Below are 24,999 nucleotides of genomic sequence, written 5' to 3' on the forward strand. Positions count from 1 at the left end.
GGGATCACGCTTTCTTGCGGCGACGCAGAAGGTGTGAGTTCCAAGCCCTGTCTATTTCAGCAATTGGATTGTGGCCCCTTTACGAGTGCTTCAGAACTTCATTCCAATTTTAGGTTTGCGAGCTAGGCTAGGAGCATAATGCCGGCGTATGAAAGGCAGATGTCGGGAGGAACCGCGCCACAGCGCGCGCTTTCGCGCGCCCTGCTTTTCGCTTTGTTGTGCTCGACGGCACTTGTTGCCGAAACCGGAAGTGCGGCAGCCTTCGAGATTTTCGGCATCAAGCTGTGGGGGTCGTCAAAGGACGAAGATGCCGACATCGTCGACCCACTGCGCTATGCCGTGACGATAGAAGCGCCCGACGCCGACGAGGATCTTGCCGAGAAGCTCGAAAACGCCTCGGCGCTGAAAGCCGACGAGGAACACCCGGTATCAGGTTCGCTGGGTCTTTTGGCCAAGGCGCGCAGCGACCGTGAGCAACTTGTCGCCGCGCTCTACGCGGACGCGCGCTACGAGGGTGTCGTCACCATCACTATTCAGGGCAAGCCGCTCGACGATCTGCCGCCCGATGCCGAGTTTTCCGGCCCGCAGCCGATTCCGGTGGTGATAAGCATAGCAGCCGGGCCGAAATTCACGCTTGGCAACATCAGGCTGAAAGGCGATGCAGCGGGGCTGGCAAGTGCCGACTTCGGTCTGATCGCCGGCGGTGACGCCAGTTCGGGCGCCGTGCTCAAGGCCGAGGCGGCGATCGTGCGGGCACTCAAGCAAGAAGGCAGGCCGCTGGCCAAGGTGACGGGCCGCGAGATCGTCGCCGAGCACGCCGGTTCGACGCTCGACGTGACGCTCACCGTCGCGGCCGGGCCGGTCGCCGGCTATGGCGACACCACTGTCGAGGGCACCGAAAAGATCGACCGCGACTTCACCGAATATATGACCGGCCTGAAGCGCGGCCGCCAATATTCGCCCGATGAGATCGACGATGCGCGCGACCGGCTGCTCGGGCTCGAGGTCTTCAACAGCGTGACGGTGAAGGAAGCCGACGCGCTCGACGCCGACGGCAACATCCCGATCGGTGTCCAGGTAAGCGAACGCAAGCCGCGCTATTTCGGCATTGGCGGCAGTTTCTCAAACACCGAAGGGCTGGGCCTCGAAGGCTATTGGGGGCACCGCAATCTGTTTGGCCGCGCCGAAAAGCTGCGCATCGACGGCAAGATCAGCGGCATCGGCAGCAACGACTTGACCCAGCTCAATTATAATGCCGGCGTCATGTTCGAAAAGCCGGGCGTGGTCGGGCCGGCGTCGAAATTCATTGCCAGCGTCAATACCGTGCTGGAGCACCCCGACGCCTACGACCATTTCTCGGTCAAGGGCAGCACCGGCCTGTCCTACGAACTCGACAAGAAGCAGACGGTTTCCGCGCAAGTCGCGCTCGACTATTCCAGGATCCACGACGCTTTCGGCAAGCACACCTATCTGATCGCCAGCATTCCGCTGCAATATGTCTACGATAATCGCGACAGCAAGCTCAATCCGACCAGGGGCTTCAGGGTGCTGGCCTATGCCGAGCCGAGCTACGACATTTTGAGCGGGGCTGCGTTCGTCAAGCTGAAGGGCGAGGGGTCGGCCTACCAGTCGCTCGATTCGGCCTCGAAATTCGTTTTCGCCGAACGTGTCGCCATCGGCTCGATCATCGGCGCCGGTCTTCAGGATGTTCCGGCCGACCGCCGCTTCTACTCCGGCGGCGGCGGCTCGGTGCGCGGCTATGCCTATCAGGGCATCGGCCCGAAGGACAGCAACGGAGAGCCGATCGGCGGGCTTTCCTTCTTCGAGACCTCGGTCGAGATGCGCATCGCCGTCACCGACAAGATCGGCGTCGTGCCGTTCGTCGATGCCGGCACGGTGTCCACCAGGCAGGTCCCCGATTTTTCGGACATGAAGGTCGGCGCGGGTGTAGGCTTGCGCTATCTGACGGCGTTCGGGCCGCTGCGGATCGACGCGGCAGTGCCGCTCAACCGCGGCCCCGACGATCCTCATTTCGGCATTTATGCCGGCATCGGCCAGGCATTCTGATGGCAATATTCAGGCGCATCCTTCGTATCCTTTTCTACACGCTGCTCATCGTCGTGGCAGCGGCGGTGGGGGCGCTCGTCGTGCTGACCAAAACCGAGCGCGGTCGCGAAAACCTTGCCGGCATCATCTCGACCATGGCCTCGACCGGCGATCGCAAGGTCACTGTCGTCGGCATCGACGGTATCTGGTCGGGCGCGCTGAGGGTCGATCATGTCGTTCTGGAGGATCGCGAAGGCGCCTGGATGGTGGCGCGCAAGGTGGCCGTCGACTGGTCGCCGCTGGCACTCCTGTCGAAGAGCTTCAACGCCGATCGCATTGGGGCCGAACGGGTCGAGTTGGCACGGCTGCCGGTGGCCAGCACACAGCCGAGCCAAAGCGGGGCGACCACGCTGCCGGTTTCCATCGACGTCAAGCAGCTCGACCTTCCCGAAATCGCACTCGGGCAGGCTCTGGCCGGCAGCGGTGTCGCCGAGCTGGCAGCCAAGGGAGCGCTCAAGGCGGATGCCTCGCCGCTGGCTATCGAGACCAATCTCAACATCGTTCGCCACGACGGCAAGCAAGGCACAGTCGACGCCAAAGCCCATTTCGCGCCGGCCGACAACAAGCTCGACCTCGACCTCAAGGCATCCGAGCCGGCCGGCGGCATCATCGCCAACCTGCTCAAGCTGCCGGGCACGCCGCCAGTCGACATTGTCGTTTCCGGCACAGGACCGCTCGCCAACTGGAATGGTATTGGGACCTTCGTTGTCGACGGCCGGATCGTCACTCAACTGACCGGTCGCCATCAGCTCACCGACAAGGGTCATTATGTCGAGGCCAACGGCGATGGCGAATTCGAGCGCTTCCTGCCCGAAACCCTGAAACCGCTGTTTGCCGGCAAGACCAGCTTCGACCTCGCCGGCACAGCGACCGCGGCCGGCGGCGTCGATGTCGAGCGCGCCAATATCGACAGCGGCGCCGTGCACGCGACCGCCGCCGGCATTGTCGATCCGAACGGCGTCAGCGATCTTTCTGTGAAACTCGCCGCGAAAGGACCGCCGATCGTGCTTAGCCTCGGCAGCGAGGCACAGCCGATAACCGTGGCGATCAAGGACGCCACGGCCCGCGCTTTCGGCGATGGCAAGGCGCCGATGATGGATATCGGCGCGTCGCTGGTCTCCGTGGTGGCGGGCGGCACGCGGGTGGACGACCTGATCGGGCAAGTGCATTCTGATGGCTTCGACATCCAGAACCGTAGCGGGCCCGTCACCATCAAGCTGACGGCGGCCGGCCTGAACACCGACGTTGCGACATTGGCGCCGCTGATAACGGGAAGGGTCAGCGCCGGTCTCGCCGGCTCGGTCAGCAAGGAACAGGTCGTTGTCGACCAAGGCACGCTGCGCAGCGACGCGCTCAATGCGTCCGTGACGGCCACTGTGGCGCTGGCCGATCTGTCGATGACGCTCAAGATGAATGCCGACGCGGCTTCGGCGGCGCTGCCGCCGCAGATCAGCTCGGTTCTCGGCGAGCGTGTGCAGTTTTCCGCAACCGCGACACGCGACCCGGACGGTGCGTTCGCCGCCAACGCATTGCAGCTCACCTCCGGTACGCTTAGTGCCAGCGGCACCGCCAGTGCGCAAGGCACCGATATCCGGGCCGATATCAAGGGCACGCTCGGCGACGTGTCGATACTGTCGCCGCTGGTCGGCGCGAAGGTCGGCGGCGCCGTCGGTTTCGCGCTGACAGCAAGCGGCGCGCGCAGCGCACCGGATTTCTCGGTTTCGGCCAACAGCGACAGCCTGACGGCGTCCGGCCATGCGGTGAAGCAGATCAAGTTGAGCGCGAGCGGCAAGGCCGACATTGCCAGCCCTGCCGCCGATGTCTCGCTGACCGGCTCGGTCGACGACCAGCCGCTCGACCTCAAGGCATCGCTGGTCACCACCGACGGCAAGCGCTCCATCAATGGACTTGCCGTCTCACTGGCCGACAACAAGGTCTCCGGCAACCTCGGGCTCGACGACAACCTGCTGCCGCTCGGCACGTTGAACCTCGATGCCGCGGATATTGCTCCGCTGGCCAGACTTGCCGGCCAAACGGTAGCCGGCGACGTGCGTGGCACGATCCGTTTCGCGAATGACAATGGTGCGCCGACGGTCGCGATCGATGCGACGAGCGCCGCGATTTCGCGCGGCGAACTGGCGGCGAAGACAATCGCCGTCAACGCTCTGGTCGCCAATTATCTCAAAGCCCCGGCGATCTCCGGCAAGATCAAGGCCGACACGATCACCTCCGGAACCACGGTGATCAGCGGCATCGACGTCGACCTGAAGCGCGATGGCGACTGGACCGGCTTTAGCGGCGGCGCCACGGTCGCCGGCATTCCGGCCAGCGCGGCCGGGCGGGTCAGGGTTGCGAACGGCATCACCAGCATCGAGCTTGCCTCCGGCGAGGCGACCATCCGCGGCATCAAGGCAGCGGTCGCGCAGCCATCGGCGCTGACAATCGCCAATGGCATGGTGAGCATAGAGAAACTGGCGCTCGGTGTCGGCGGTGGTTCGGTTGCCGTGTCGGGTACGGCTGGCCAGACGCTCGATCTCGCTGCCACCTTGTCGGCGGTGCCGGCAGCACTTGCCAATGATTTTTCACCGGGCCTCGATGCCGCGGGCACGCTCAGCGGCACCGCGCAAGTCACGGGATCGTCGGCTGCCCCAGACATTCGCTTCAACGCCCGGCTCAGCGGCGGCGAAACCAGCCAGACCCGGCGGGCCGGGCTCGGGCCGCTCAATCTCGATGCGGCTGGCCGTTTCTCGTCGGCCAGCGGCGTCGCCATCGAGCATGCGACGCTTGCCGGCGAGAAAATCTCCGGCAAGGCAGCCGGCACCATCAATCCGAACGGTGCCAGCGATTTCTCGCTCGACCTCGCATCCACCGGCCCGAGCCTGCCGCTTTCGCTCGGCAGCAAGGAGAGCCCGATCAAGCTCGAGCTGCAGACGCTGTCGCTAAAGGCGGCCGGGCAGGGCACCCAGCCGAAGCTCGACATCTCCGCGACGCTGCCATCGGCCGCCACCAATCTAGCTAAGATCGAGGGCATCACGCTTGCGCTGCACTCCGACCGCTTCGACGTGAAAGCCCGGAGCGGGCCGATCTCCGGCTCGGTGACCGCCGAAAAAATCGGCCTCGACAATCCGACCGTCGCGCCGCTGATCGCCGGCAAGGTCACTGCCAAAGTCGCCGGCAGCCTTGCCGCCGACGCTGTCATCATCGATAGCGGCACCGTGACCAGCGACGCGTTGAACAGCGGCTTCAACGGGCGGGTCTCGCTGGCCGACGGCGCCATCGATCTAAATCTCAAGGCGGATGCCGCGTCGGCGGCGCTGCCGGTAGCGGCGCGTGGCATGCTCGCCGAGCGGACGCAACTCAGTGCCGCGCTGAAGCGGGACGCCAACGGCAATGTCACCGCCAACGCGATCAGGCTGTCATCAGGCGCGCTGACCGCAGACGGGCAGGCGAGCCTTGCCGATAACAAGCTGAGCGCCGACGTCAAAGGCGCGCTGGGCGACGTCTCGCTGCTATCCAAGGATGCCAAAGGCGCTATTTCTTTCGCGCTGAATGCGCAAGGCGCCAGCACCGCGCCGGATCTGTCGCTGACTGTCAACAGCGATAGGCTTTCGGTGGCGGCGCGTGAGATCACCGGACTGAAGCTCACCGCCACCGGCAAGGCTGATGCCGCCAACCCGGCGGCGAATGTACAACTCACCGGAAATGTCGCGGGCCAGTCGCTGCAGGGTAGTGCCGTGCTGGCGACATCGGACGGCAAACGCGCCATCAACGGGCTTTTGCTGTCGCTGGGCAAGAACCGTATTTCCGGCGACCTGGCGCTCGACGATGCCTTCGTGCCGGTCGGTACGGTAGCACTGGACCTGCCCGATATCGGTCCGCTTGCTGCCCTGGCACTGGAAAAGGCCGATGGCGATGTGCGCGGCACGATCGCCTTCTCCAAGGCTGGCGCCGTGCCGCAGGTCGCCATCAAGGCGACGACGGGCTCGATCTCGCGCGGCGATGTCTCGGCCAAGGCCGTGACCATCGATGCGCTGATCGCCAACTACCTGGCGGCACCGGTGATCTCCGGAAAAATCCGTGCCGACAGCGTCACTTCCGGCGGCACGGTTATCCGTGGTGTCGACGTCGATCTCAAGCGCGACGGCGAATGGACCGGTTTCTCCGGTGGCGCCACCGTGAAGGATATTCCGCTGAAGGCCGGCGGCCGGGTCAGGGCGGTCAAGGGCACGACGACGGTCGAACTTGCCTCCGGCGAGGCGACCATTCGCGGCATCAAGGCGGCTATCGCCCAGGCCTCGACCATCAACATCGCCAATGGAGTGACCAGCCTCGACAGGCTGGTGCTCAACCTCGGCGGCGGAACGGCGACGGTCACGGGCAAGGCTGGGCAGGCGCTCGACCTCAACGCGACGCTGGCCCGCGTCCCGATCTCGATAGCCAACAGTTTTTCGCCTGGCCTCGATGCCGCCGGCTCCGTCTCGGGCACGGTGAAGGTGACGGGCGCGCCGGCCAATCCGGCCGTCGCCTTCAAGATCGACGCCACAGGCGTTCAGACGTCGCAGACCCGCGGTGCAGGTTTCGGCGGCATGGGCGTTTCGTCTTCAGGTACGTATTCGGGCAACAGACTGACCTTCGACGCCAACATGAGCGATGCCGCCGGCCTTGGCCTCAAGGGCGGCGGCACGATGACGACATCAGGCGCGCCCACCCTTGATCTCAACTTTTCCGGCAAGGTGCCGTTCGCCTTCCTCACCAGGACACTCGCCGCGCAAGGCCTGTCCTTGAGCGGCACGGCCGACGTCGATGTGCAGGTGCGCGGCCCGGCGACGTCGCCGGTGATCTCAGGCACGGTCCGTACGTCAGGCGCCCGCCTGGTCGACGCGCGCTCGGGGCTTGCGATCAACGACATCACCGCCGATGTCGCTATCGGTGGTGGCGTGGCCAGGATCAACCGCCTGACCGGCACGCTGTCGACGCGTGGCAGCCTTTCGGCCAGCGGCACCGTCGGCATCGATCCGGCTAAGGGTTTCCCAGCCGACCTGTCGGTCAAACTGGTCGACGGCCGTTATACCGACGGCAAGGTGGTCACTGCTAACCTCGGCGGCGACCTGACCATCAAGGGACCGCTCACCTCCGGGCCGGTGATTTCCGGTACCGTCAACCTGGCCAAGACCGTCATCACCGTACCCGAAAAGCTGCCCGGCTCGCTGGCCGAGCTCAACGTCAAGCACAAGAATGCGCCGGCAGCCGTGCGTGCGCAGGACAAGGCGTTGCGCCCGGCCGCTGCAAGCAGCCGTGGCGGCGGCAGTGGCCTCAACCTCGACGTCACGATCAATGCGCCGAGCCAGATCTTCATCCAGGGCAGGGGCGTCGACGCCGAGCTCGGCGGTTCGCTGCGGCTGACCGGTTCGGCATCGTCACCCCAGGCGGTCGGCACCTTCACCTTGCGGCGCGGGCGGCTGACGATCCTTGCCAAGCAGCTGACCTTCACCGAAGGCACGGTCGGCTTCTCGGGCTCTCTGGTGCCCTACCTCAACCTTACGGCGCAATCCAAGACAACCAGCGCCACCGTGACCATCGTGGTGTCGGGCGAGGCGACCAACCCGAAATTCACCTTCTCCTCGGTACCCGCGCTGCCGGAGGACGAGGTGCTGGCGCAGCTGATCTTCGGCCGTTCGATGTCGAACCTGTCGCCGCTGCAGATCGCGCAGCTTGCCGAGGCTGCCGGACAACTGGCCGGCGTCGGCGGCTCGACCTCCCTGCTGCAGAACCTGCGCAGCGCGATCGGCGTCGACGATCTCGACGTAATCACCGACGAAGAGGGCGGCACCGCCGTCTCGGCGGGCAAGTATCTCAACGACCGCACTTACGTGACGATCCAGAAGGGCGATAGGCCCGGCTCGGGCAAGGCAACCGTCGATCTCGACGTCGGGCGCGGCGTCAAGCTGCGTGGTGAGGCAACCGACGCCGGCGAAGCCAAAGGCGGTGTTTTCTATGAACGGGAATATTGAAACGGCTGTTCGCGCAGAACAGTTGGTTGCCCGAAGAACGAGCGGCGCAGCAGCAAATGTCCCGGTTTAATTGTCCGTGGAGATTTCGCGCGAAATCCCTGGCGCAGTAGCAAATTTGCGCCAAGACTGTCGTTATCGCGCGAACCGCCCTGCTTTCAAAGTTGCACATTCCTTGGCATGTTCCCAATCCGTGCCGTCTTTGACATCATGGCGCGAATGCGGAATGTTAAAAGGCAGAAAGCCAACAATGGGAGTTAGTCATGACGATCTACAAGAGTAACGGCGACCGCGTTCCCGATCACATCCTGGCCATGGCCGAAGACGCCAAGGCAGGCAAGATGGATCGTCGCGAATTTCTGGCTCTCGCCAGCGTCTTCGGTGCGTCGACGGCGATGGCATATGGCATGCTTGGCCTTGCAGACCCCACGCCGGCCAAGGCGGAAGAGGTCCAGGGCAAGAAAGGCGGCGTATTGAAGGTCGCGCAGTGGATCAAGGATCCGAAGGATCCGCGCAAGTCCGACTGGTCGGAAATCGCCAATGCCGAGCGTCAGGCGCTCGAGCCGCTGGTCAAATATACCACCGAATACACATTCCGCCCCTATCTGCTGGAGAGCTGGGACGTGAATGACGACGCTACCGAATACACGCTGCATGTGCGCAAAGGCGTCACCTGGAACAACGGCGATCCGTTCACCGCAGACGACGTCATCTTCAACCTCAAGCGTTGGGCCGACAAGAAGGCCGAAGGCAATTCTATGCCCGGTCGCCTCGGTTCGCTGGTCAAGGACGACAAGCTGGATGAGAGCGCGGTGACCAAGGTCGACGACCACACGATCAAGCTGACGCTCAGCAAGCCCGATATCGCCCTCATTCCCAACGTGTGCGACTATCCCGGCCTCATCGTCCACAAGACGTTCGACGAAAAAGGCGGCGACTTCAAGTCCTGCCCGATCGGCACTGGGCCGTTCGAGCTGGTCTCTTACGATGTCGGCCAGAAAGTGGTCTACAAGCGTCGTGAAGACAACAAGTGGTGGGATGGCGAGGTCTTCCTCGACGGCATCGAGTTCATCGACTACGGCACCGATCCGGCGGCGATGGTCAGCGCTTTCGAAGCTGGCGAAGTGCACACCAATTTCGAAACCTCGGCCGACTATGTGTCGATCCTCGACGGCATGGACCTGGCGAAGTCCGAGGTCGTCACCGCTTCGACGATCGTCTGCCGCACCAATGTGACCAACAAGCCTTACGGCGACCAGAAGGTTCGCAACGCCCTGCAGCTCGCGGTCGACAACGCTGTCGTCCTCCAGCTCGGCTACGGCAATGCCGGCACGGTTGCCGAGAACCACCATGTCGCCCCGATCCATCCGGAATACTACGAATTGCCGAAGGTTGCTCGCGACCCGGCCAAGGCAAAGGCGCTGATGGCGGAAGCCGGCCAAGCCGATTTCGAGCACGAGCTGATCACGGTCGACGAAGACTGGCACAAGAACACCGGCGATGCGATCGCCGCGCAGATGCGCGACGCCGGCATCAAGGTAAAGCGTACGGTGCTGCCGGGTTCGACCTTCTGGAACGACTGGACGAAGTATCCGCTGTCGATGACCAACTGGAACATGCGGCCGCTCGGCGTCCAGGTTCTGGCGATCGGCTATCGTACAGGTGAAGCCTGGAACGAGACGGCTTGGTCGAATCCCGAGTGGGATGCCAAGCTCAACGCTGCGCTGGCAGTTGCCGACGCCGCCAAGCGCAAGGAAATGATGAAGGATATCGAGCAGATCCTGCAGGATTCCGGCATTATCATCCAGCCTTATTGGCGCAAGCTCTACAGCCATTCGGTCAAGGCGGTGCAGAACTACAAGATGCACCCGACCTTCGAGCGCGACTACGGTAAGGTCTGGCTCGACCAGGCCTGACCGGACGATCCGGAAAGGGGCGTCTGGCCCCTTTCTCTCGCTCGTTGCATGGTCCTTGGACCGGAAGTCGGCGCAGCAAAAAGTTGCGGACTCTTCGGCCGGGGTCTGCAATAAAAAGGGTATTGCATCTGGGACTGGTCTGAAGGCTTGTTCTGCCGCTGGCGGCAGGGCACGGCTTGCAAACCGGTTCCACCCCCCAACCCGACCGGCAGGGGACCGCCATGCTTTCTTTCGTTATCAGGCGTCTCGGCACCATGGCATTGACGATGCTGTGCCTGACGATGATCGTCTTCTTCCTGGTCAATCTCGGGCCCAATCTGAAGAAGCTCGCGATCAGCCAAACCGAAATGCACACATCGGCCGAGCAGCTCGAGGCTTGGCTGGTCAATCATGGCTATCGGCAGAATTTCTTTGTCCGCTACGGACAATGGCTGGGCGTCGTGCCCAAGCAGCCGGTGACCGACCCGGCGACAGGCAAGCCAGCGCAGCGTTTCTCCTTCTGCAACGATCCGGTCGTGCCGACATTTTCCGGCATCCTGCAAGGCGATTTCGGCTGCTCGACCAAATTCAAGACGACGGTCGCCTCGAAACTCTTTCCGGCGCTCAGCGCCACCGGCATCCTGATGCTCTGCGTGCTTGCGGTTATGGTGCCGGTCTCGCTCCTGATCGGCATTCTTGCCGGCATGCGCGAGGGCTCACGCACCGACCGCACATTGTCGGTGGCGTCGATCGCCTCGACGGCGACGCCCGAATATGTTTCGGGCGTCATCTTCACCGTCATCTTCGCCTCCTGGCTCGGCGTGCTGAACGGCTCGGCGGCCTCGGCCAGCCAGGGCATCACCTTCTACAATTTCACCTTGCCGGTGATGACGCTGGCGATCTACGGCATCGGCTACATCGCCCGCATGACCCGCGCCTCGATGGTCGAGGTGATGACGCAGCAATATATCCGAACCGCCCGGCTGAAGGGCCTCTCCTTCGGCAGCGTGGTGGTAAAGCACGCTCTGCGCAACGCGCTGATCGCACCGTTCACGGTCATCATGCTGCAGTTCCCCTGGCTGCTCACCGGCGTCGTCATCGTCGAGGTGATGTTCCGCTACCAGGGGTTCGGCTACACGCTGGTCGAGGCGGCCGGCAACAACGACATCGATCTTCTGCTCGGCTGCTCGCTGGTCTCGGTGTTTATCGTCCTGATCACACAGCTCATCTCCGATGTCGGCTACGCGTTCCTCAATCCGCGCATCAGAGTTCAATAGGAGACCGGGCGGATGCAGGTCGAATATCTCAGCGCCTTCAACGTCGTACTCGGCGTGCTTACCCGCTTCTGGCCGGTCTGGATCGCTCTCGCCCTGGTGATGGGGGCGAGCTTCGGCTACAAGAAGAAGCTTGGCCTTTACGGCCAGCTTTTCGACAGCGGCGTCGGCATCGTCGGCGTCGGCATCTGCCTGTTCTGGCTGTTCACGGCGATCTTCGCATCGACCGTCGCGCCCTTCGATCCGCTCGCCCAGGTGCCGATCATGAAGGACGCGCTGCCGGGCGCGATCGAGCCGGCGTCGAAGCTTGTATACTATTTCGGCGGCGACAAGCTCGCCCGCGACGTGTTCTCCCGCATGGTCTATGGCAGCCAGATCGTGCTGATCATCGCGCCGGCGGCAACCGGCTTTGCGCTGATGGTCGGCATCACGCTCGGCTTGCCGGCTGGCTATTACGGCGGCAGGATCGATACGGTGCTGTCCTTCCTCGCAAACCTTGTGCTGGCCTTCCCGGTGATCCTGCTGTTCTACCTGCTGGTGACGCCAGGCATCATGGACACGCCGATCCCCTACGCGATGGCCGGGCTGTTCTTCCTGTTTCCGATCATCTTCTTCAGTGTGCTGTTCTGGACGCGCTATAAGAACCGCCCCGACCGCCTCTATATCCTGCTTGGCTTGACGTTGGTCGTTGGCGGCTGGATCTATGCCGGCCTTGTCTTCGACGCCGATCCGTTCAAGATCATCCACATCGATCCTAACCAGCTCAACATCTTCGTGGCAGTGGTGTTCGCCTCCAGCCCGGGCGTGTTCCGCATCGTGCGCGGCCTGGTCATGGATATCAAAACGCGCGACTATGTTGCGGCGGCGCAGACGCGCGGTGAATCGCCCTGGTACATCATGCTGTGGGAGATATTGCCCAATGCGCGCGGGCCGCTTATCGTCGACGCCTGCCTGCGCATCGGCTACACCACGATCCTGCTCGGCACGCTCGGCTATTTCGGGCTGGGACTGGCGCCGGAAAGCCCGGACTGGGGCACGGCGATCAAGGATGCCAGCCGGCTGCTGCGCTCGTTCATCCACCCGGCGCTGCCGCCGACGATCGCATTGATGTCGTTCGTGCTCGGCCTCAACCTCCTGGCGGATTCGTTGCGCGAACAGTCGATGAAGGATTGATGCCGGGAAAGATTGAACCGGGAAAGATCGATGCCGGGTTCGGCCCGACATGCCTGCAGAACAAGGATTGGAGCGACCCATGAATGAGGCAGTTCGAAATCCCGCCAAGCCGACCAATGGGCCGACCAGTGGGCCGATCATCGAGATCGAGAACCTGTCGATCTCCTTCTTCACCCGCAAGGGCGAGATCCCGGCCGTCATGGATTTTTCCTGCACGGTCATGCCCGGCGAGGCGATGGGCATCGTCGGCGAATCCGGCTGCGGCAAGTCGACCGTGTCGCTCGGCATCATGCGCGACCTCTCCAACATCGGAAAGATCGTCGGCGGAAAGATCAAGTTCCAGGGCAAGGACATGGGAGAACTGTCCGACGAGGAACTGCGCGCCATCCGCGGCAACAAGATCGCGATGATCTACCAGGAGCCTATGGCCAGTCTGAACCCGGCGATGAAGGTCGGCCAGCAGCTGATGGAAGTGCCACTGATCCACGACAAGGTGTCGAAGGACGAAGCCCATAAACGCGCTTTGGAAATGGTGCGCGCGGTGAAGCTGCCGGATCCCGAGCGCATGATGCGTTCCTACCCGCACCAGCTTTCCGGCGGCCAGCAGCAGCGCATCGTCATTGCCATGGCGCTGCTGTCGAAGCCTGCGCTGCTTCTGCTCGACGAGCCGACGACAGCGCTCGACGTGACGGTTGAGGCCGGTATCGTCGATCTGGTCAAGGGGCTGGGCGAGAAGTTCGGGACCTCGATGATCTTCGTGTCGCACAATCTCGGCCTGATCCTGGAGACCTGCGACCGCATCACGGTGATGTATTCGGGCGAAGCGGTGGAGACGGGCAAGATCAAGGACGTCTTCGACCGGATGCGCCATCCCTACACGCAAGGCCTGTTCCGCTCGATCCCGTTGCCGGGCGCCGACAAGAATTCGCGGCCTCTGATATCCATTCCGGGGCAGTTGCCGCTGCCGCACGAGCGGCCGAAGGGCTGCAATTTCGGCCCGCGCTGCCACCATTTCGTCGAGGGCGTCTGCAACGCCGCCGAAATTCCGATGATCGCGGTCGAAGGCCATGACGGGCATTTCTCGCGCTGCGTACGCTTCAACGAGATCGACTGGGAGGCGCTGCCGCCTGGCGCCAAGAAAGTCAACGAGCGCGTGGTGCCCGGTGCGCCGGTGCTCCAGATCGAAGACCTCAGGAAGTACTACAAAGTCGGCGGCAGCGAAGTGTTCGGCTCGAGCGAAGGACGTGTCGTCAAGGCCAACGAGACGATCTCTTTCATGGCGCGCGAATCCGAGACCGTCGCTATCGTTGGCGAATCCGGCTGCGGAAAATCGACCCTGGCCAAGGTGTTGCTCGGCCTCGAAACGGCAAGCTCCGGCCGCGTGAAGCTGGGCAACAAGGAAATCCAGTCGACCGGGATCGAGAAGCGCAGCGTCGACACCGTGTCGTCGATCCAGATGGTGTTCCAAAATCCGTTCGACACACTCCAATCCCAGCCATTCGGTCGGTTCGCAGATCATCCGTACGCTGGAAAAGTTCAATGTCGGCGACACGGTGGCCGACCGCCGCAAGCGGATGCTGGAACTGCTCGATCTGGTGAAGCTGCCAAGGGCATTCGAGACGCGCAAGCCGCGCCAGCTTTCAGGTGGCCAGAAACAGCGCATCGGCGTGGCGCGGGCCTTTGCCGGCGACGCCAAGGTGGTGGTGGCCGACGAGCCGGTCTCGGCGCTGGATGTGTCCGTCCAGGCGGCGGTGACCGAACTCTTGATGGACATCCAGCGCAAGAACAAGACCACGATGCTGTTCATCAGCCACGATCTGTCGGTGGTGCGCTACATCGCCGACCGCGTCGTCGTCATGTATCTCGGCTATATCGTCGAGCAAGGCACGACCGACCAGATATTTTCGCCGCCCTATCACCCCTATACCGAGGCGCTGCTGTCGGCGATCCCGATTGCCGATACCAGCGTGGTGAAAAGGCATATCGTGCTCGAAGGCGACATTCCGTCGGCGATGAACCCGCCCTCGGGCTGCCCGTTCCAGACGCGCTGCGGCTACAAGAAACTTGTGCCGGACAATCTTTGCGAAACTACGGTGCCGCCGGTCAAAAATCTCGGCGACGGTCATATGAGCCTGTGCTGGCTGGCCGACGACGTGCTGGCAAAAATGGAGCCGGTGATTAAATTCGACAAGGAACACGCGGCGAATGAGGGCGTGCCGGATGATGCAAACCACGGTGTTGGCCCGGGCTTTGCTGGAGATCCGCCCAAGCGCCCGCATGGCAAGACTGGCAGCGTTGAAGCCGATGCCGAGGGTCAGGCAGCGGAGAATGCCGAAGCGGTCGCCAAAGCCCGCCGTCACGAGGTTCGCGACGAGGTTTCAGAGACCGGCGGCATCTCAAGCTCTGCCGATAGCGCGGTGGCACCAATCACGCCGCCGACAGTCGGCGACGGCCGCCAAGCTGAGAACGCCACGCGCAAGCCGCGCAAACCCAAGGGCGGCTGAAATACCGTTGATATGCTAGGGCGCGCATTGCCGTAGCTGCGCGGCGTAGTCCTGCGCCATCTGTTCGGTGGCGTGCGCATAGCGCTGCACGTCGGCGCCGCCGCGATTGCCGCGCTTATAGGCATTCCAGCCAAGATAGTAGGCGAGATACAGATTGTAGGTGTCGTTGCGGGCGACGCCGAGCGTGTCGGCGGTCTTGGAATGATACCAGCCGACAAAATCGACGGCATCGGCAAACCTGGTGCGGCGCGCCGCCCAACTGCCGGTCTCGTTCTGGTATTGCGCCCAGGTGCCGTCGAGCGCCTGCGAGAAGCCGGTGGCACTGGAGATATGTTTCCAGGGAATGAAGCCCAGCAGCTTGGTGCGCGGCGGCCTGGCGTTGCTCTTGAAGCCGGATTCCTTGCGCACCGTCGCCATCAGCACGGGGACCGGCACCCCATATTTCTGCTCGGCGCGCTGTGCCGCCGCCTGCCAGTTGTCGAACCAGCCATCGTTCTGGTCGAAAACGGCGCAGACATCGTTGATGTGGTTCGGCGGCGTCGCGCATGCCGAAAGCGTCAGCGGCACGGCAATCGCTACAATTTTACTAAAACTCGACCTACGCATTGGAAGAGCATTAGGCCGAAAACATAAAAGGAATCTTGCGGCGTTCCTTAACGGCTCGTCGGCCGCTTTGGCAGGCGCTGAGGAAGTATGAAGATTCCGACGTTTGTTGTCGCTTTTACCGATATGCAATTCCCGGAATGGCGCCTTGGCTAAAATCACGCCCGCAGGTGGCGGATTCTTGACAGCTCGATCCTCGTGCCGGCGCTTTGATGCGCCGCATGAGCGAACCAAGACGCAAGCGCGGCGCCGAGCGAACGAGCAACAGGGGACCGACCGCCATCCCGCAACTGCCGCTCAGGCGGGTGACAAACCCTTATCCGCCGATGGCGATGCTCTCGGCCGACCAGATCGAGGCGATCCATGAAGCCTCTATGCATATCCTGGAGAATTTCGGCATCGAGGTGATGAGCCCGCGGGCGCTGTCGCTGTTCGAGAAGGCCGGGGCCAAGGTCGATCATGCCTCGATGAACGTCCGCATCGATCGCGGCATGATCGAGGAAGCGCTGAAGACGACACAGTCCAGCTACACTCTGACGCCGCGCAATCCCGCCCATGCCGTCCACCTCGGCGGCAATACCATCAACTTCACGCTCGTCGCCGGGCCGCCCAATGTGCACGATATGGAGCGCGGCCGCCGTGCCGGCAATTTGCGCGATTATTCCGATCTCGTCCGCCTGGCGCAGCATTTCAACTGCATCCACATGCTCGGCAACCAGGTCTGCGCGCCGGTGGAATTGCCGGCGAATTCCCGTCATCTCGACACCTATTTCGCCAATCTGACGCTGACGGACAAAAGCTTTCACGTCTCGGCCATCGGCCGTGGCAGGGCGCTCGACGGCATCAAGATGACGGCAATCGCGCGCGGACTGACGCTTGACGAGATGCGCGACGATCCCGGGGTCACCACGATCATTTCGGTCAACTCGCCGCGCCGCTTCGACGAGATGATGGCCGAGGGGCTGATGACGATGGCCGAGTTCGGCCAGTCGGTGGCGGTGACGCCGTTCACGCTGATGGGAGCGATGAGCCCGGTGACGCTTGCCGGCGCGCTCGCCCAGCAGAATGCCGAGGCGCTGTTTGGCGTTGTGCTGACGCAGCTCGTCCGTCGCGGCGCGCCGGTGATGTATGGCGCCTTCACCTCCAATGTCGATATGAAATCGGGCGCGCCGGCCTTCGGCACGCCTGAAAATACCAAGGCGAACATCGCGTCCGGACAGTTGGCGCGGCGTTACAAGCTGCCTTATCGCACGACACCGGGCTCAGCCTCCAATGCCGCCGACGCGCAAGGCGCCTATGAGACGCTGATGGCGCTGTGGGGCGCGGTGCTAGGCCACGGCAACCTCGTCTATCACGCCGCCGGCTGGCAGGAGGGCGGACTAACTGCATCGTTCGAAAAGTTCATCATCGACGTCGAGATGATCCAGCACATGATGGAGTTTTTGCGCCCGATCGAAGTCAACGAGGCCGAGCTTGCCGTCGAGGCTCTGGGTGCGGTTCCGACCGGCGGCCACTTCTTCGGCGAGCCACACACGCTGGAGCGCTACGCCACGGCCTTCTACCAGCCGATACTGTCCAACTGGCAGAACTACGAGGCCTGGCAGGAGGCCGGTGGGCTCGACGCCACGTCGCGTGCGACCAGGCTGTGGAAGAAGGCGCTGGAGAACTACGCCGAGCCGGTGATGGAAATCTCCAGGCGCGAGGCGCTGGAGGCGTACCTAGCCAAGCGCAAGGAAGCGATCGGGCAGAGCGAGCCTTAAGCACCACTCTTCTCGGATTCATCTTCTTCTCTTCCAGAATCATGAAACCCATCCAACTCTTTGAAATGACGAGAATCCCATGAAATCACATGCAAAGGTCGTGGTTATTGGCGGTGGCGTCGTCGGGTGCTCCGTGCTGTTCCATCTGGCCCGGCACGGCTGGACCGACATCGTGCTCCTGGAGCGCGATGAATTGACCTCCGGCTCGACCTGGCACGCGGCCGGCGGCATGCACACGATCAACGGCGATCCCAATGTCGCCAAGCTGCAGAAATACACGATCTCGCTTTACAAGGAGATTGAGGAACTGTCCGGCCAGGCGACCGGCGTGCATCTGACCGGCGGTGTGCTGCTGGCGGCGACCGAGGCGCGGCTCGACTGGCTGCGCGGCGTTGTCGCCAAGGGCCGCTATCTCGGCATCGAGCTCGAGGAGATATCGCCGGCCGAAGCCGCCGAACTGATGCCTCTGCTCGATCCCAAGCAGTTCGTCGGTGCCGTCCGCAACAACGAGGATGGCCATCTCGATCCATCCGGCGTTACCCACGCCTACGCCAAGGCCGCGAGGAAGCTTGGGGCCGAGGTTGAGCGCTTCACCAAGGTCGAGGACATCGTGCGGCGCGCCGACGGGCTGTGGCGCGTCATTACCAACAAGGGCGAGGTGGTGGCCGAGCATGTCGTCAACGCCGGCGGCCTGTGGGCGCGCGAGGTCGGCCGCATGGTCGGGCTGGAGCTGCCGGTGCTGGCGATGGAGCACATGTACCTGATCACCGAGGACATGCCGGAAGTCGCCGCCTGGAACCAGAAGACCGGCACGGAAATCATCCATGCAGTCGACTTTGATGGCGAGCTCTATCTGCGTCAGGAGCGCGGCGGCATGCTGATGGGTACTTACGAAAAGGCCAACAAGCCATGGTCCGAGTTCCAGACGCCGTGGAACTTCGGCCACGAGTTGCTCGAGCCCGACATCGACCGCATCGCGCCATCGCTGGAGGTCGGCTTCCGGCATTTCCCGGCCTTCCAGAACACCGGTATCAAGCAGATCATCAACGGGCCCTTCACCTTCGCGCCGGACGGCAATCCGCTGGTCGGGCCGGTGCGCGGCCTGCCGGGGTTCTGGGTGGCCTGTGGTGTCATGGCCGGGTTCTCACAGGGGGGCGGCGTCGGGCTGGCGCTGTCGAACTGGATGATCGAGGGCGATCCCGGCGCCGACATCTGGGCGATGGATGTGTCGCGCTACGGTGACTGGGCCACGATGGCCTATACCAACGCCAAGGTGCGCGAAAACTATTCGCGGCGGTTTTCGAACCGCTTCCCCAACGAGGAACTGCCCGCTGGACGGCCGCTCAAGACCACACCGGTCTATGATCTCCTGTCGGCCAAAGGCGCGCAATGGGGCGTCGCCTATGGGCTGGAAGTGCCGCTATGGTATGCGCCGGAAGGCGTGAGGGACGAGTTCTCGTGGCGGCGCTCGAGCGATTTCGAGCATGTCGCAAATGAGGTCAAGACCGTTCGAGAAGGCGTTGGCCTGTCGGAGATTTCGAGCTTCGCCAAATACAAGGTGACGGGCGAGGGCGCTGCAGCCTGGCTCGACCGCCTGCTTGCCTGCAAGCTGCCAAGGCCCGGCCGCATGACGCTGGCGCCGATGCTGAAGGAAGACGGCAGGCTGATTGGCGATTTCACGCTAGCCAATCTCAGCAGCCCAAATTCGGAAAGGGACGGCTGGTTCCTGGCCGGCTCCGGCGTCGCCGAGCAGTACCATATGCGCTGGTTCGAAGCGCATCTGCCGAAGGACGGCTCGGTCAGTATCGAAGCGCTGGGAGCAAAACTCACCGGCTTATCGATCGCCGGGCCGAGCACGCGGAACCTTCTTGAAAAGGTCACACGATCTGATGTGTCGAATACGGCCTTTCCGTTCATGGCCATCAGCAAGATGGACATCGGCATGGCGCCGTGTCTGGTCGGGCGTGTCAGCTACACCGGCGATCTCGGCTACGAGATCTGGGTGGCGCCGGAATATCAGCGCGCCGCCTATCAGGCGCTGATGGCGGCGGGCGAAGAATTCGGCATCGGCCTGTTCGGCTCGCGAGCGCTCAACGCATTGCGGCTGGAAAAGAATTACGGCTCATGGGCGCGCGAATACCGGCCGATCTATGGGCCGCTGGAGGCCGGCCTCGATCGCTTCGTCGCCTATGCCAAGGAGGCCGATTTCATCGGCAAGCAGGCGGCGCTGGCAGAGCGCAAGCAAGGCGGCAGACTGCGGCTGCGGGCCTTTGTCGTCGATGCTGTCGATGCCGACGTCATCGGCGACGAACCAATCTGGCATGGCGGCGCCGTGCGCGGCTGGGTCACGTCGGGCGGCTATGCGCATCATTCGAAAAAATCCGTCGCTATCGGCTATGTGCCGAAAGAGATTGCCGACGAAGTCGACGGTTTTGAGATCGAGCTTCTGGGCAAACGCCATGTTGCGCGCATGCAGCCGGTCCCACTGTTCGACGCGAACTTCGAGCGGATGCGTGGGTGAGGTTTCAGGCGCTGCGGCGGTTATCCAGCGCCAATGCGCCGGCGCCGGCGAATACCAGATAGAGGAAGATGAAGCAGAACGATATTGCCGCATCGCCACCATTGTTGACCGGGAAGAAGTCGCGCGGCATGTGCGCCATGAAATAGGCGATCGCCATCTCACCGCTGAGAAGGAATGCCACCGGCCTAGTGAAAAGCCCCAATACCAGCAGGATGCCACCGGCGAATTCCAGGATGGCCGCGGTCAGCGATAGCCCGCTCAGGGCGCCGGCATGGTCGCCGACGGGGAAATTGAACAGCTTTTGCGTACCATGTTCGATGAATTGCAGTGCCGTCACGAAGCGCAATGCGGCCAGAGCCTGCAGCTGATATCTGACAAGACCGTCGAAAAGCTTCATCTAAGACTCCATTTTACCCCCGAACCGGCCATAGATCATCGCCCGACAGGGGACCATTCACTTCGCATGGCCCGCCAGCCACAATCAGTGATTGGAAATGTTCCTCGTTCTTTTAATATTTTTCTCTCCAAGGTTGTATTTTAAATGCTATAGTTGTAGTGATATCCAGACACTCCAAACCATGTGGGTTCCGTTTGCCATGAGAAAAGTCGTCGTCAGCCTATTCGCCATCCTTGCAGGCACCAGCGTCGCCACGGCCGACGATGCCGGCTGTGCTGCCTTCAAATGGCCGGTGACGCGCGAGGAGGCCCTGTTTGCGGCGGCGCCCGCCGCGCAGTCCGGCGCTGACCTTTCGGTCGGCGAGGCTGCAGATGTGGCGTTGGCGCCGGTCGGCACGATCAGCTTCACCGTTCCGCCGGAACGCGCGCCGGCAGCCGGTACATTCGGCGCGATGGCGAGCGTGGCCGTGCCCCCGGAGGGAGAACTCCAGATCAGCCTGTCTGATGAGGCTTGGATCGATGTCGTTCAGGACGGTAAAGCCGTGAAGTCGGCGGCTTTCAGTGGTATAAAAACCTGTCCGGGGATCCGCAAGAGCGTGCGCTTCAAGCTAGCCGCCGGCCCGGCGACCATCCAGCTCAGCGGCGCCAAGAAGCCCGATCTCAAAGTTTCCGTGCTGACGCCGGAATAGTTCTCAAAGAGCGTAAGGTTGGAGGGACAGCGCCCCTCTCTGTCCTGCCGGACATCTCCCCCACGAGGGGGGAGATCGGTTTTTGCTGCCGGTTTCGCCAATCGCGACGCGACGTTGCTACCGCACCGGTGCCATTAGCGCGAAATGGGCGCCTTGCGGGTCTGTGCACTGCACGATCCAGCTGCCGCCGGGGACCTCCATCGGACCCATCAGGATCTTGCCGCCATTGTCGGTGACGCGCTTGGCTGCCGCGTCGATGCCGGGCACGTTGAAATAGAACTGCCAGACCGGCATCGGGATCTGCTCGGGCTTGTTCATTATGCCGCCAACGGGCTCGCCGCCGAAGGCGAAAAGCTGGTAGACGCCCATCGGACCCATATCCATGGCGTCGCCCTTCTCCCAGCCGAACTGACTGGAATAGAAATCGGACGCCGCCTTCCAGTCTGATGTGTAGAGCTCATGCCAGCCGATGTTGCCGGGTGTCGCCAATGGTAGCGGCGGCTGGTCGGGACCGCTGGGCTGCAGGAAGTTGAACATCGCGCCTTGCGGATCGGCAACGACGGCGAAGCGGCCAACGCCCGGAATGTCGTCTGGCTCGCGGTGAACCGCGCCACCAGCCTTCTTGAGGGAGGCCGTTGCGGCATCGACATCCCTGGTGAGGATATAACCGATCCAGGCCGGCGGCATTCCCATCTTGCGCGCGTCATCGGGCAGCGTCATCAGCCCGCCGACGCCGCGCTCGCCGACATTCATGACGATATAGCGCGGCATGCCCGGCGCCCCGTCGAAAGGCTGCCCCCGCCAGCCTACCACGGCGGTGTAGAACGCCTCGGCGGCGTCGAGATCGGTGGTCATCAGCTCGTACCAGAAGAAGGGCATGGGGGACTGTGGCATTGTCCTGCTCCTTGCGGTTTTTCGATCATGCGCGATCCATTCTAGGACGATCTTCACGACGAAAATCCGACAGCCAACCAAAAAAGATGACGGCAAACCGGAAATGTTACCGGGTTGCGCGCCCTGTGGTTTTCGACTTTGCTTGCAGTCAACGAGGGGTTGTTGATCCATGCGCCGGATGTCGCTCACTTCCGAACTTGTCGCGCTGTGCGACGAGATCAGGTTGATCCATGGCAACGCTCCTGAATGCGGTTCCGTACCTGCTTCGTGACGTATATGGCCGTTTGGAAAAACATGATTATCACAGTCATGTTTGTTGAAGCTTTTCAGTCGCTTGCGCCGAAAATTGACCAATTGATAAAAAAATAAAACGTGCTAGCCTTCCCCAAAACAAGAACATGGGGAACTGACGATGGCAGAAGGCCAGTTCAAGCAAGGCATTGCCGGCGGGCGGCTTTCGCCGGAACAATACGCCGATAATTTCGCCGACCTGCATCCGCCGCTCGATCACCACGAGGCGCTGGTCGAGTCCGACCGCTGCTACTTCTGCTATGACGCGCCGTGCATGAATGCATGCCCGACCTCGATCGACATCCCGCTGTTCATCCGCCAGATTTCGACGGGCAATCCGATCGGCTCAGCCAAGACGATTTTCGACCAGAACATCTTGGGCGGCATGTGTGCCCGCGTCTGCCCGACCGAGACGCTGTGCGAAGAGGTCTGCGTGCGCGAAGTGGCCGAAGGCAAGCCGGTGCAGATTGGTCGCCTGCAGCGCTACGCCACCGATGTCGCCATGGCCGAAAACAAGCAGTTCTACAAGCGCCCCGAACCGACCGGCAAGACCGTCGCCGTGGTCGGCGCCGGTCCGGCCGGGCTAGCGGCCGCGCATCGGCTCGCCCGCTACGGCCACGACGTGACCATCCTGGAAGCCCGCCCGAAGGCCGGCGGCCTTAATGAATACGGTATCGCGGCCTATAAGAGCGTCGACAATTTCGCCCAAGCCGAGGTGGACTATGTCACGTCGATCGGCGGCATCGACATCCAGAACGGCAAGGCGCTCGGCCGTGATTACCAGCTGTCGGACCTGACCCGGAATTACGACGCGGTGTTCCTCGGCATGGGGCTTGCCGGCGTCAATGCCTTGCGAGCGGATGGCGAGGAGGCGCCGGGTGTCACCAATGCCGTCGAATTCATCTCGGAGCTTCGCCAGGCCAGCGATCTGGCCAGCCTGCCGGTCGGCCGGCGTGTTGTCGTCATCGGCGGCGGCATGACGGCGATCGACGCGGCGGTGCAATCGAAGCTGCTCGGGGCCGAAGAGGTGACGATCTGCTACCGGCGCGGCCCGGAGCACATGAACGCCTCCGAATTCGAGCAGGACCTGGCCGCTGCCAACGGCGTCATCATCCGGCACTGGCTGCAGCCGAAGCGGGTCATTGCCGATGGCGGCAAGGTGTCGGCGATCGAGCTCGAATACACCGCGATGGACGGCGACCGGCTCGTCGGCACCGGCGAGCGGCTGACACTGACCGCCGACCAGGTGTTCAAGGCGATCGGCCAGAGTTTTGTCCCGGCTGCGCTCAACGGCAGCGGGGCTTTGCTTGACCTGGAAGCCGGCCGCATCAAGGTCGACGCCGAAGGCCGCACCTCGCTGCCAAACGTCTGGGCCGGCGGCGACTGCATCTTTGGCGGCGACGACCTGACCGTCTCGGCCGTCGCGCAAGGCCGCGACGCGGCGGAAAGCATTCATCGGGCACTGACCTCGAACGGGAGGGCATGAGCATGGCAGACATCCGCAACAATTTCGTCGGCATCAAATCGCCGAACCCGTTCTGGCTGGCCTCGGCGCCGCCGACCGACAAGGCCTATAACGTCATCCGCGCCTTCAAGGCCGGCTGGGGCGGTGTCGTCTGGAAGACGCTCGGCGAAGAGGGTCCGCCGGTCGTCAACGTCAACGGGCCACGCTATGGCGCGATCTGGGGCGCTGATCGTCGCCTGCTTGGCCTGAACAATATCGAGTTGATCACCGATCGCGACCTGCAGGTCAATTTGCGCGAGATCAAGCAGGTCAAGATGGACTGGCCCGACCGGGCGATCGTCGTCTCGCTGATGGTGCCGTGCGAGGAGCATGCCTGGAAGGCGATCCTGCCGGTGGTCGAGGAGACCGGCGCCGATGGTATCGAGCTCAATTTCGGCTGCCCGCACGGCATGTCGGAACGCGGCATGGGTGCGGCGGTCGGTCAGGTGCCGGAATACATCGAAATGGTGGTGCGCTGGTGCAAGGCCAACACCCGCATGCCGGTCATCACCAAGCTGACGCCCAACATCACCGACATACGCAAGCCGGCACGCGCTGCGCTGTCCGGCGGCACCGATGCGGTGTCGCTGATCAACACCATCAATTCGATCACCGGCGTCAATCTCGACAATTTCGCACCGGAGCCGACGATCGACGGTAAGGGTTCGCATGGCGGCTATTGCGGTCCGGCGGTGAAGCCGATCGCGATGAACATGGTGGCCGAGATCGCGCGCGACCCGGAAACGCATGGCCTGCCGATCTCCGGTATCGGCGGCATCACCACCTGGCGCGACGCCGCCGAGTTCATGGCGCTCGGCGCCGGCAATGTGCAGGTGTGCACGGCGGCAATGACCTATGGCTTCAAGATCGTGCAGGAGATGATCGCCGGCCTGGAAAACTGGATGGACGAGAAGGGCCATGCCTCGCTCGACGACATCGTCGGCCGCGCCACGCCCAACGTCACCGACTGGCAGTATCTCAACCTCAACTATATCGCCAAGGCGCATATCGACCAGGACGCCTGTATCAAATGCGGCCGCTGCCACATCGCCTGCGAGGACACCTCGCACCAGGCGATCACCAGCATGGTGGACGGCGTCAGGCATTTCGAGGTGATCGAGGCCGAATGCGTCGGCTGCAATCTCTGCGTCAATGTCTGCCCGGTCGAGAACTGCATCACCATGGAGCCGCTGGCGGTCGGCGTGATGGACCAGCGCACCGGCAAGCCGGTGTCACCGATCTACGCCAACTGGACGACGCATCCGAACAACCCGATGGCCAAGGTGGCGGCGGAATAGCATTGCGAAAAAAATCGGCGTTCACGGGCGCCGCTTTTTTAATTTCCCTATTGCGGACAAAGATTATCCACGATAATCTATAT

At 62.9% G+C, this 24,999-nt stretch carries 13 protein-coding genes and 1 pseudogene; 11 read left to right on the forward strand and 3 right to left on the reverse strand.

The features are described 5' to 3' along the window. Nucleotides 1-138: 138 nt before the first annotated feature. The 6 genes and pseudogenes from NKI22_RS13870 to NKI22_RS13895 all read left to right on the forward strand — a co-directional run bounded on the left by NKI22_RS13870 (nucleotide 139) and on the right by NKI22_RS13895 (nucleotide 14,960). On the forward strand, nucleotides 139-2,067 hold the full coding sequence (locus NKI22_RS13870; protein ID WP_352814714.1) for an autotransporter assembly complex protein TamA: 1,929 nt from the start codon (nucleotides 139-141) through the stop codon (nucleotides 2,065-2,067). After that, a complete protein-coding gene (locus tag NKI22_RS13875) occupies nucleotides 2,067-8,117 on the forward strand; it encodes a translocation/assembly module TamB domain-containing protein (RefSeq protein ID WP_352814712.1) in 6,051 nt (2,016 codons plus the stop codon). Before NKI22_RS13870 ends, NKI22_RS13875 begins: the two co-directional genes overlap by 1 nt. Before the next feature lie 260 nt (nucleotides 8,118-8,377). Continuing rightward, nucleotides 8,378-10,030, forward strand: coding sequence for an ABC transporter substrate-binding protein (locus NKI22_RS13880; RefSeq protein ID WP_023720874.1), 1,653 nt, complete (start codon nucleotides 8,378-8,380; stop codon nucleotides 10,028-10,030). A gap of 221 nt (nucleotides 10,031-10,251) precedes the next feature. Beyond that, nucleotides 10,252-11,286 (forward strand): ABC transporter permease, encoded by a 1,035-nt coding sequence (locus NKI22_RS13885; RefSeq protein WP_023720873.1) that lies wholly within the window; start codon nucleotides 10,252-10,254, stop codon nucleotides 11,284-11,286. Nucleotides 11,287-11,298: 12 nt separating this feature from the next. Next, nucleotides 11,299-12,456, forward strand: a complete 1,158-nt coding sequence (locus NKI22_RS13890) for an ABC transporter permease (RefSeq protein WP_352482929.1) — start codon at nucleotides 11,299-11,301, stop codon at nucleotides 12,454-12,456. Nucleotides 12,457-12,535: 79 nt separating this feature from the next. Further along, nucleotides 12,536-14,960, forward strand: a pseudogene (locus NKI22_RS13895) (dipeptide ABC transporter ATP-binding protein). A 15-nt stretch (nucleotides 14,961-14,975) separates the two neighbouring features. Here NKI22_RS13895 and NKI22_RS13900 read toward each other — a convergent pair. Then, entirely contained in the window at nucleotides 14,976-15,566 is a 591-nt protein-coding gene (locus NKI22_RS13900; protein ID WP_352495143.1) for a transglycosylase SLT domain-containing protein, read from the reverse strand. Nucleotides 15,567-15,784: 218 nt separating this feature from the next. On the opposite strand from NKI22_RS13900, the gene NKI22_RS13905 reads away from it, so the two are divergent. Together NKI22_RS13905 and NKI22_RS13910 are read left to right on the forward strand one after the other, a co-directional pair. Then, the gene (locus tag NKI22_RS13905) at nucleotides 15,785-17,323 is read left to right on the forward strand and encodes a trimethylamine methyltransferase family protein (RefSeq protein WP_352958512.1); all 1,539 of its coding nucleotides are present in this window, start codon (nucleotides 15,785-15,787) and stop codon (nucleotides 17,321-17,323) included. Between the two features lie 79 nt (nucleotides 17,324-17,402). After that, complete coding sequence (locus NKI22_RS13910) at nucleotides 17,403-19,844, forward strand: GcvT family protein (protein WP_352958514.1); 2,442 nt, start codon at nucleotides 17,403-17,405, stop codon at nucleotides 19,842-19,844. 4 nt (nucleotides 19,845-19,848) lie between these two features. Here the strand turns inward: NKI22_RS13910 and NKI22_RS13915 are convergent, their stop codons facing one another. Further along, a complete protein-coding gene (locus tag NKI22_RS13915) occupies nucleotides 19,849-20,241 on the reverse strand; it encodes a DoxX family protein (protein ID WP_023720867.1) in 393 nt (130 codons plus the stop codon). 181 nt (nucleotides 20,242-20,422) lie between these two features. On the opposite strand from NKI22_RS13915, the gene NKI22_RS13920 reads away from it, so the two are divergent. Then, the gene (locus NKI22_RS13920; protein WP_031194518.1) at nucleotides 20,423-20,929 is read left to right on the forward strand and encodes a hypothetical protein; all 507 of its coding nucleotides are present in this window, start codon (nucleotides 20,423-20,425) and stop codon (nucleotides 20,927-20,929) included. A 117-nt stretch (nucleotides 20,930-21,046) separates the two neighbouring features. On the opposite strand, the gene NKI22_RS13925 is transcribed toward NKI22_RS13920, so the two are convergent. Then, a complete protein-coding gene (locus NKI22_RS13925; RefSeq protein ID WP_023720865.1) occupies nucleotides 21,047-21,823 on the reverse strand; it encodes a VOC family protein in 777 nt (258 codons plus the stop codon). Between the two features lie 412 nt (nucleotides 21,824-22,235). Between NKI22_RS13925 and NKI22_RS13930 the strand changes: the two genes are divergently transcribed. Beyond that, on the forward strand, nucleotides 22,236-23,600 hold the full coding sequence (locus NKI22_RS13930) for an NAD(P)-dependent oxidoreductase (RefSeq protein WP_352894186.1): 1,365 nt from the start codon (nucleotides 22,236-22,238) through the stop codon (nucleotides 23,598-23,600). Between the two features lie 2 nt (nucleotides 23,601-23,602). After that, the gene (gene preA, locus NKI22_RS13935; RefSeq protein WP_023720863.1) at nucleotides 23,603-24,916 is read left to right on the forward strand and encodes an NAD-dependent dihydropyrimidine dehydrogenase subunit PreA; all 1,314 of its coding nucleotides are present in this window, start codon (nucleotides 23,603-23,605) and stop codon (nucleotides 24,914-24,916) included. Nucleotides 24,917-24,999 lie beyond the last annotated feature (83 nt).

Source organism: Mesorhizobium sp. M0778 (assembly GCF_040320105.1).
GTDB lineage: Bacteria > Pseudomonadota > Alphaproteobacteria > Rhizobiales > Rhizobiaceae > Mesorhizobium.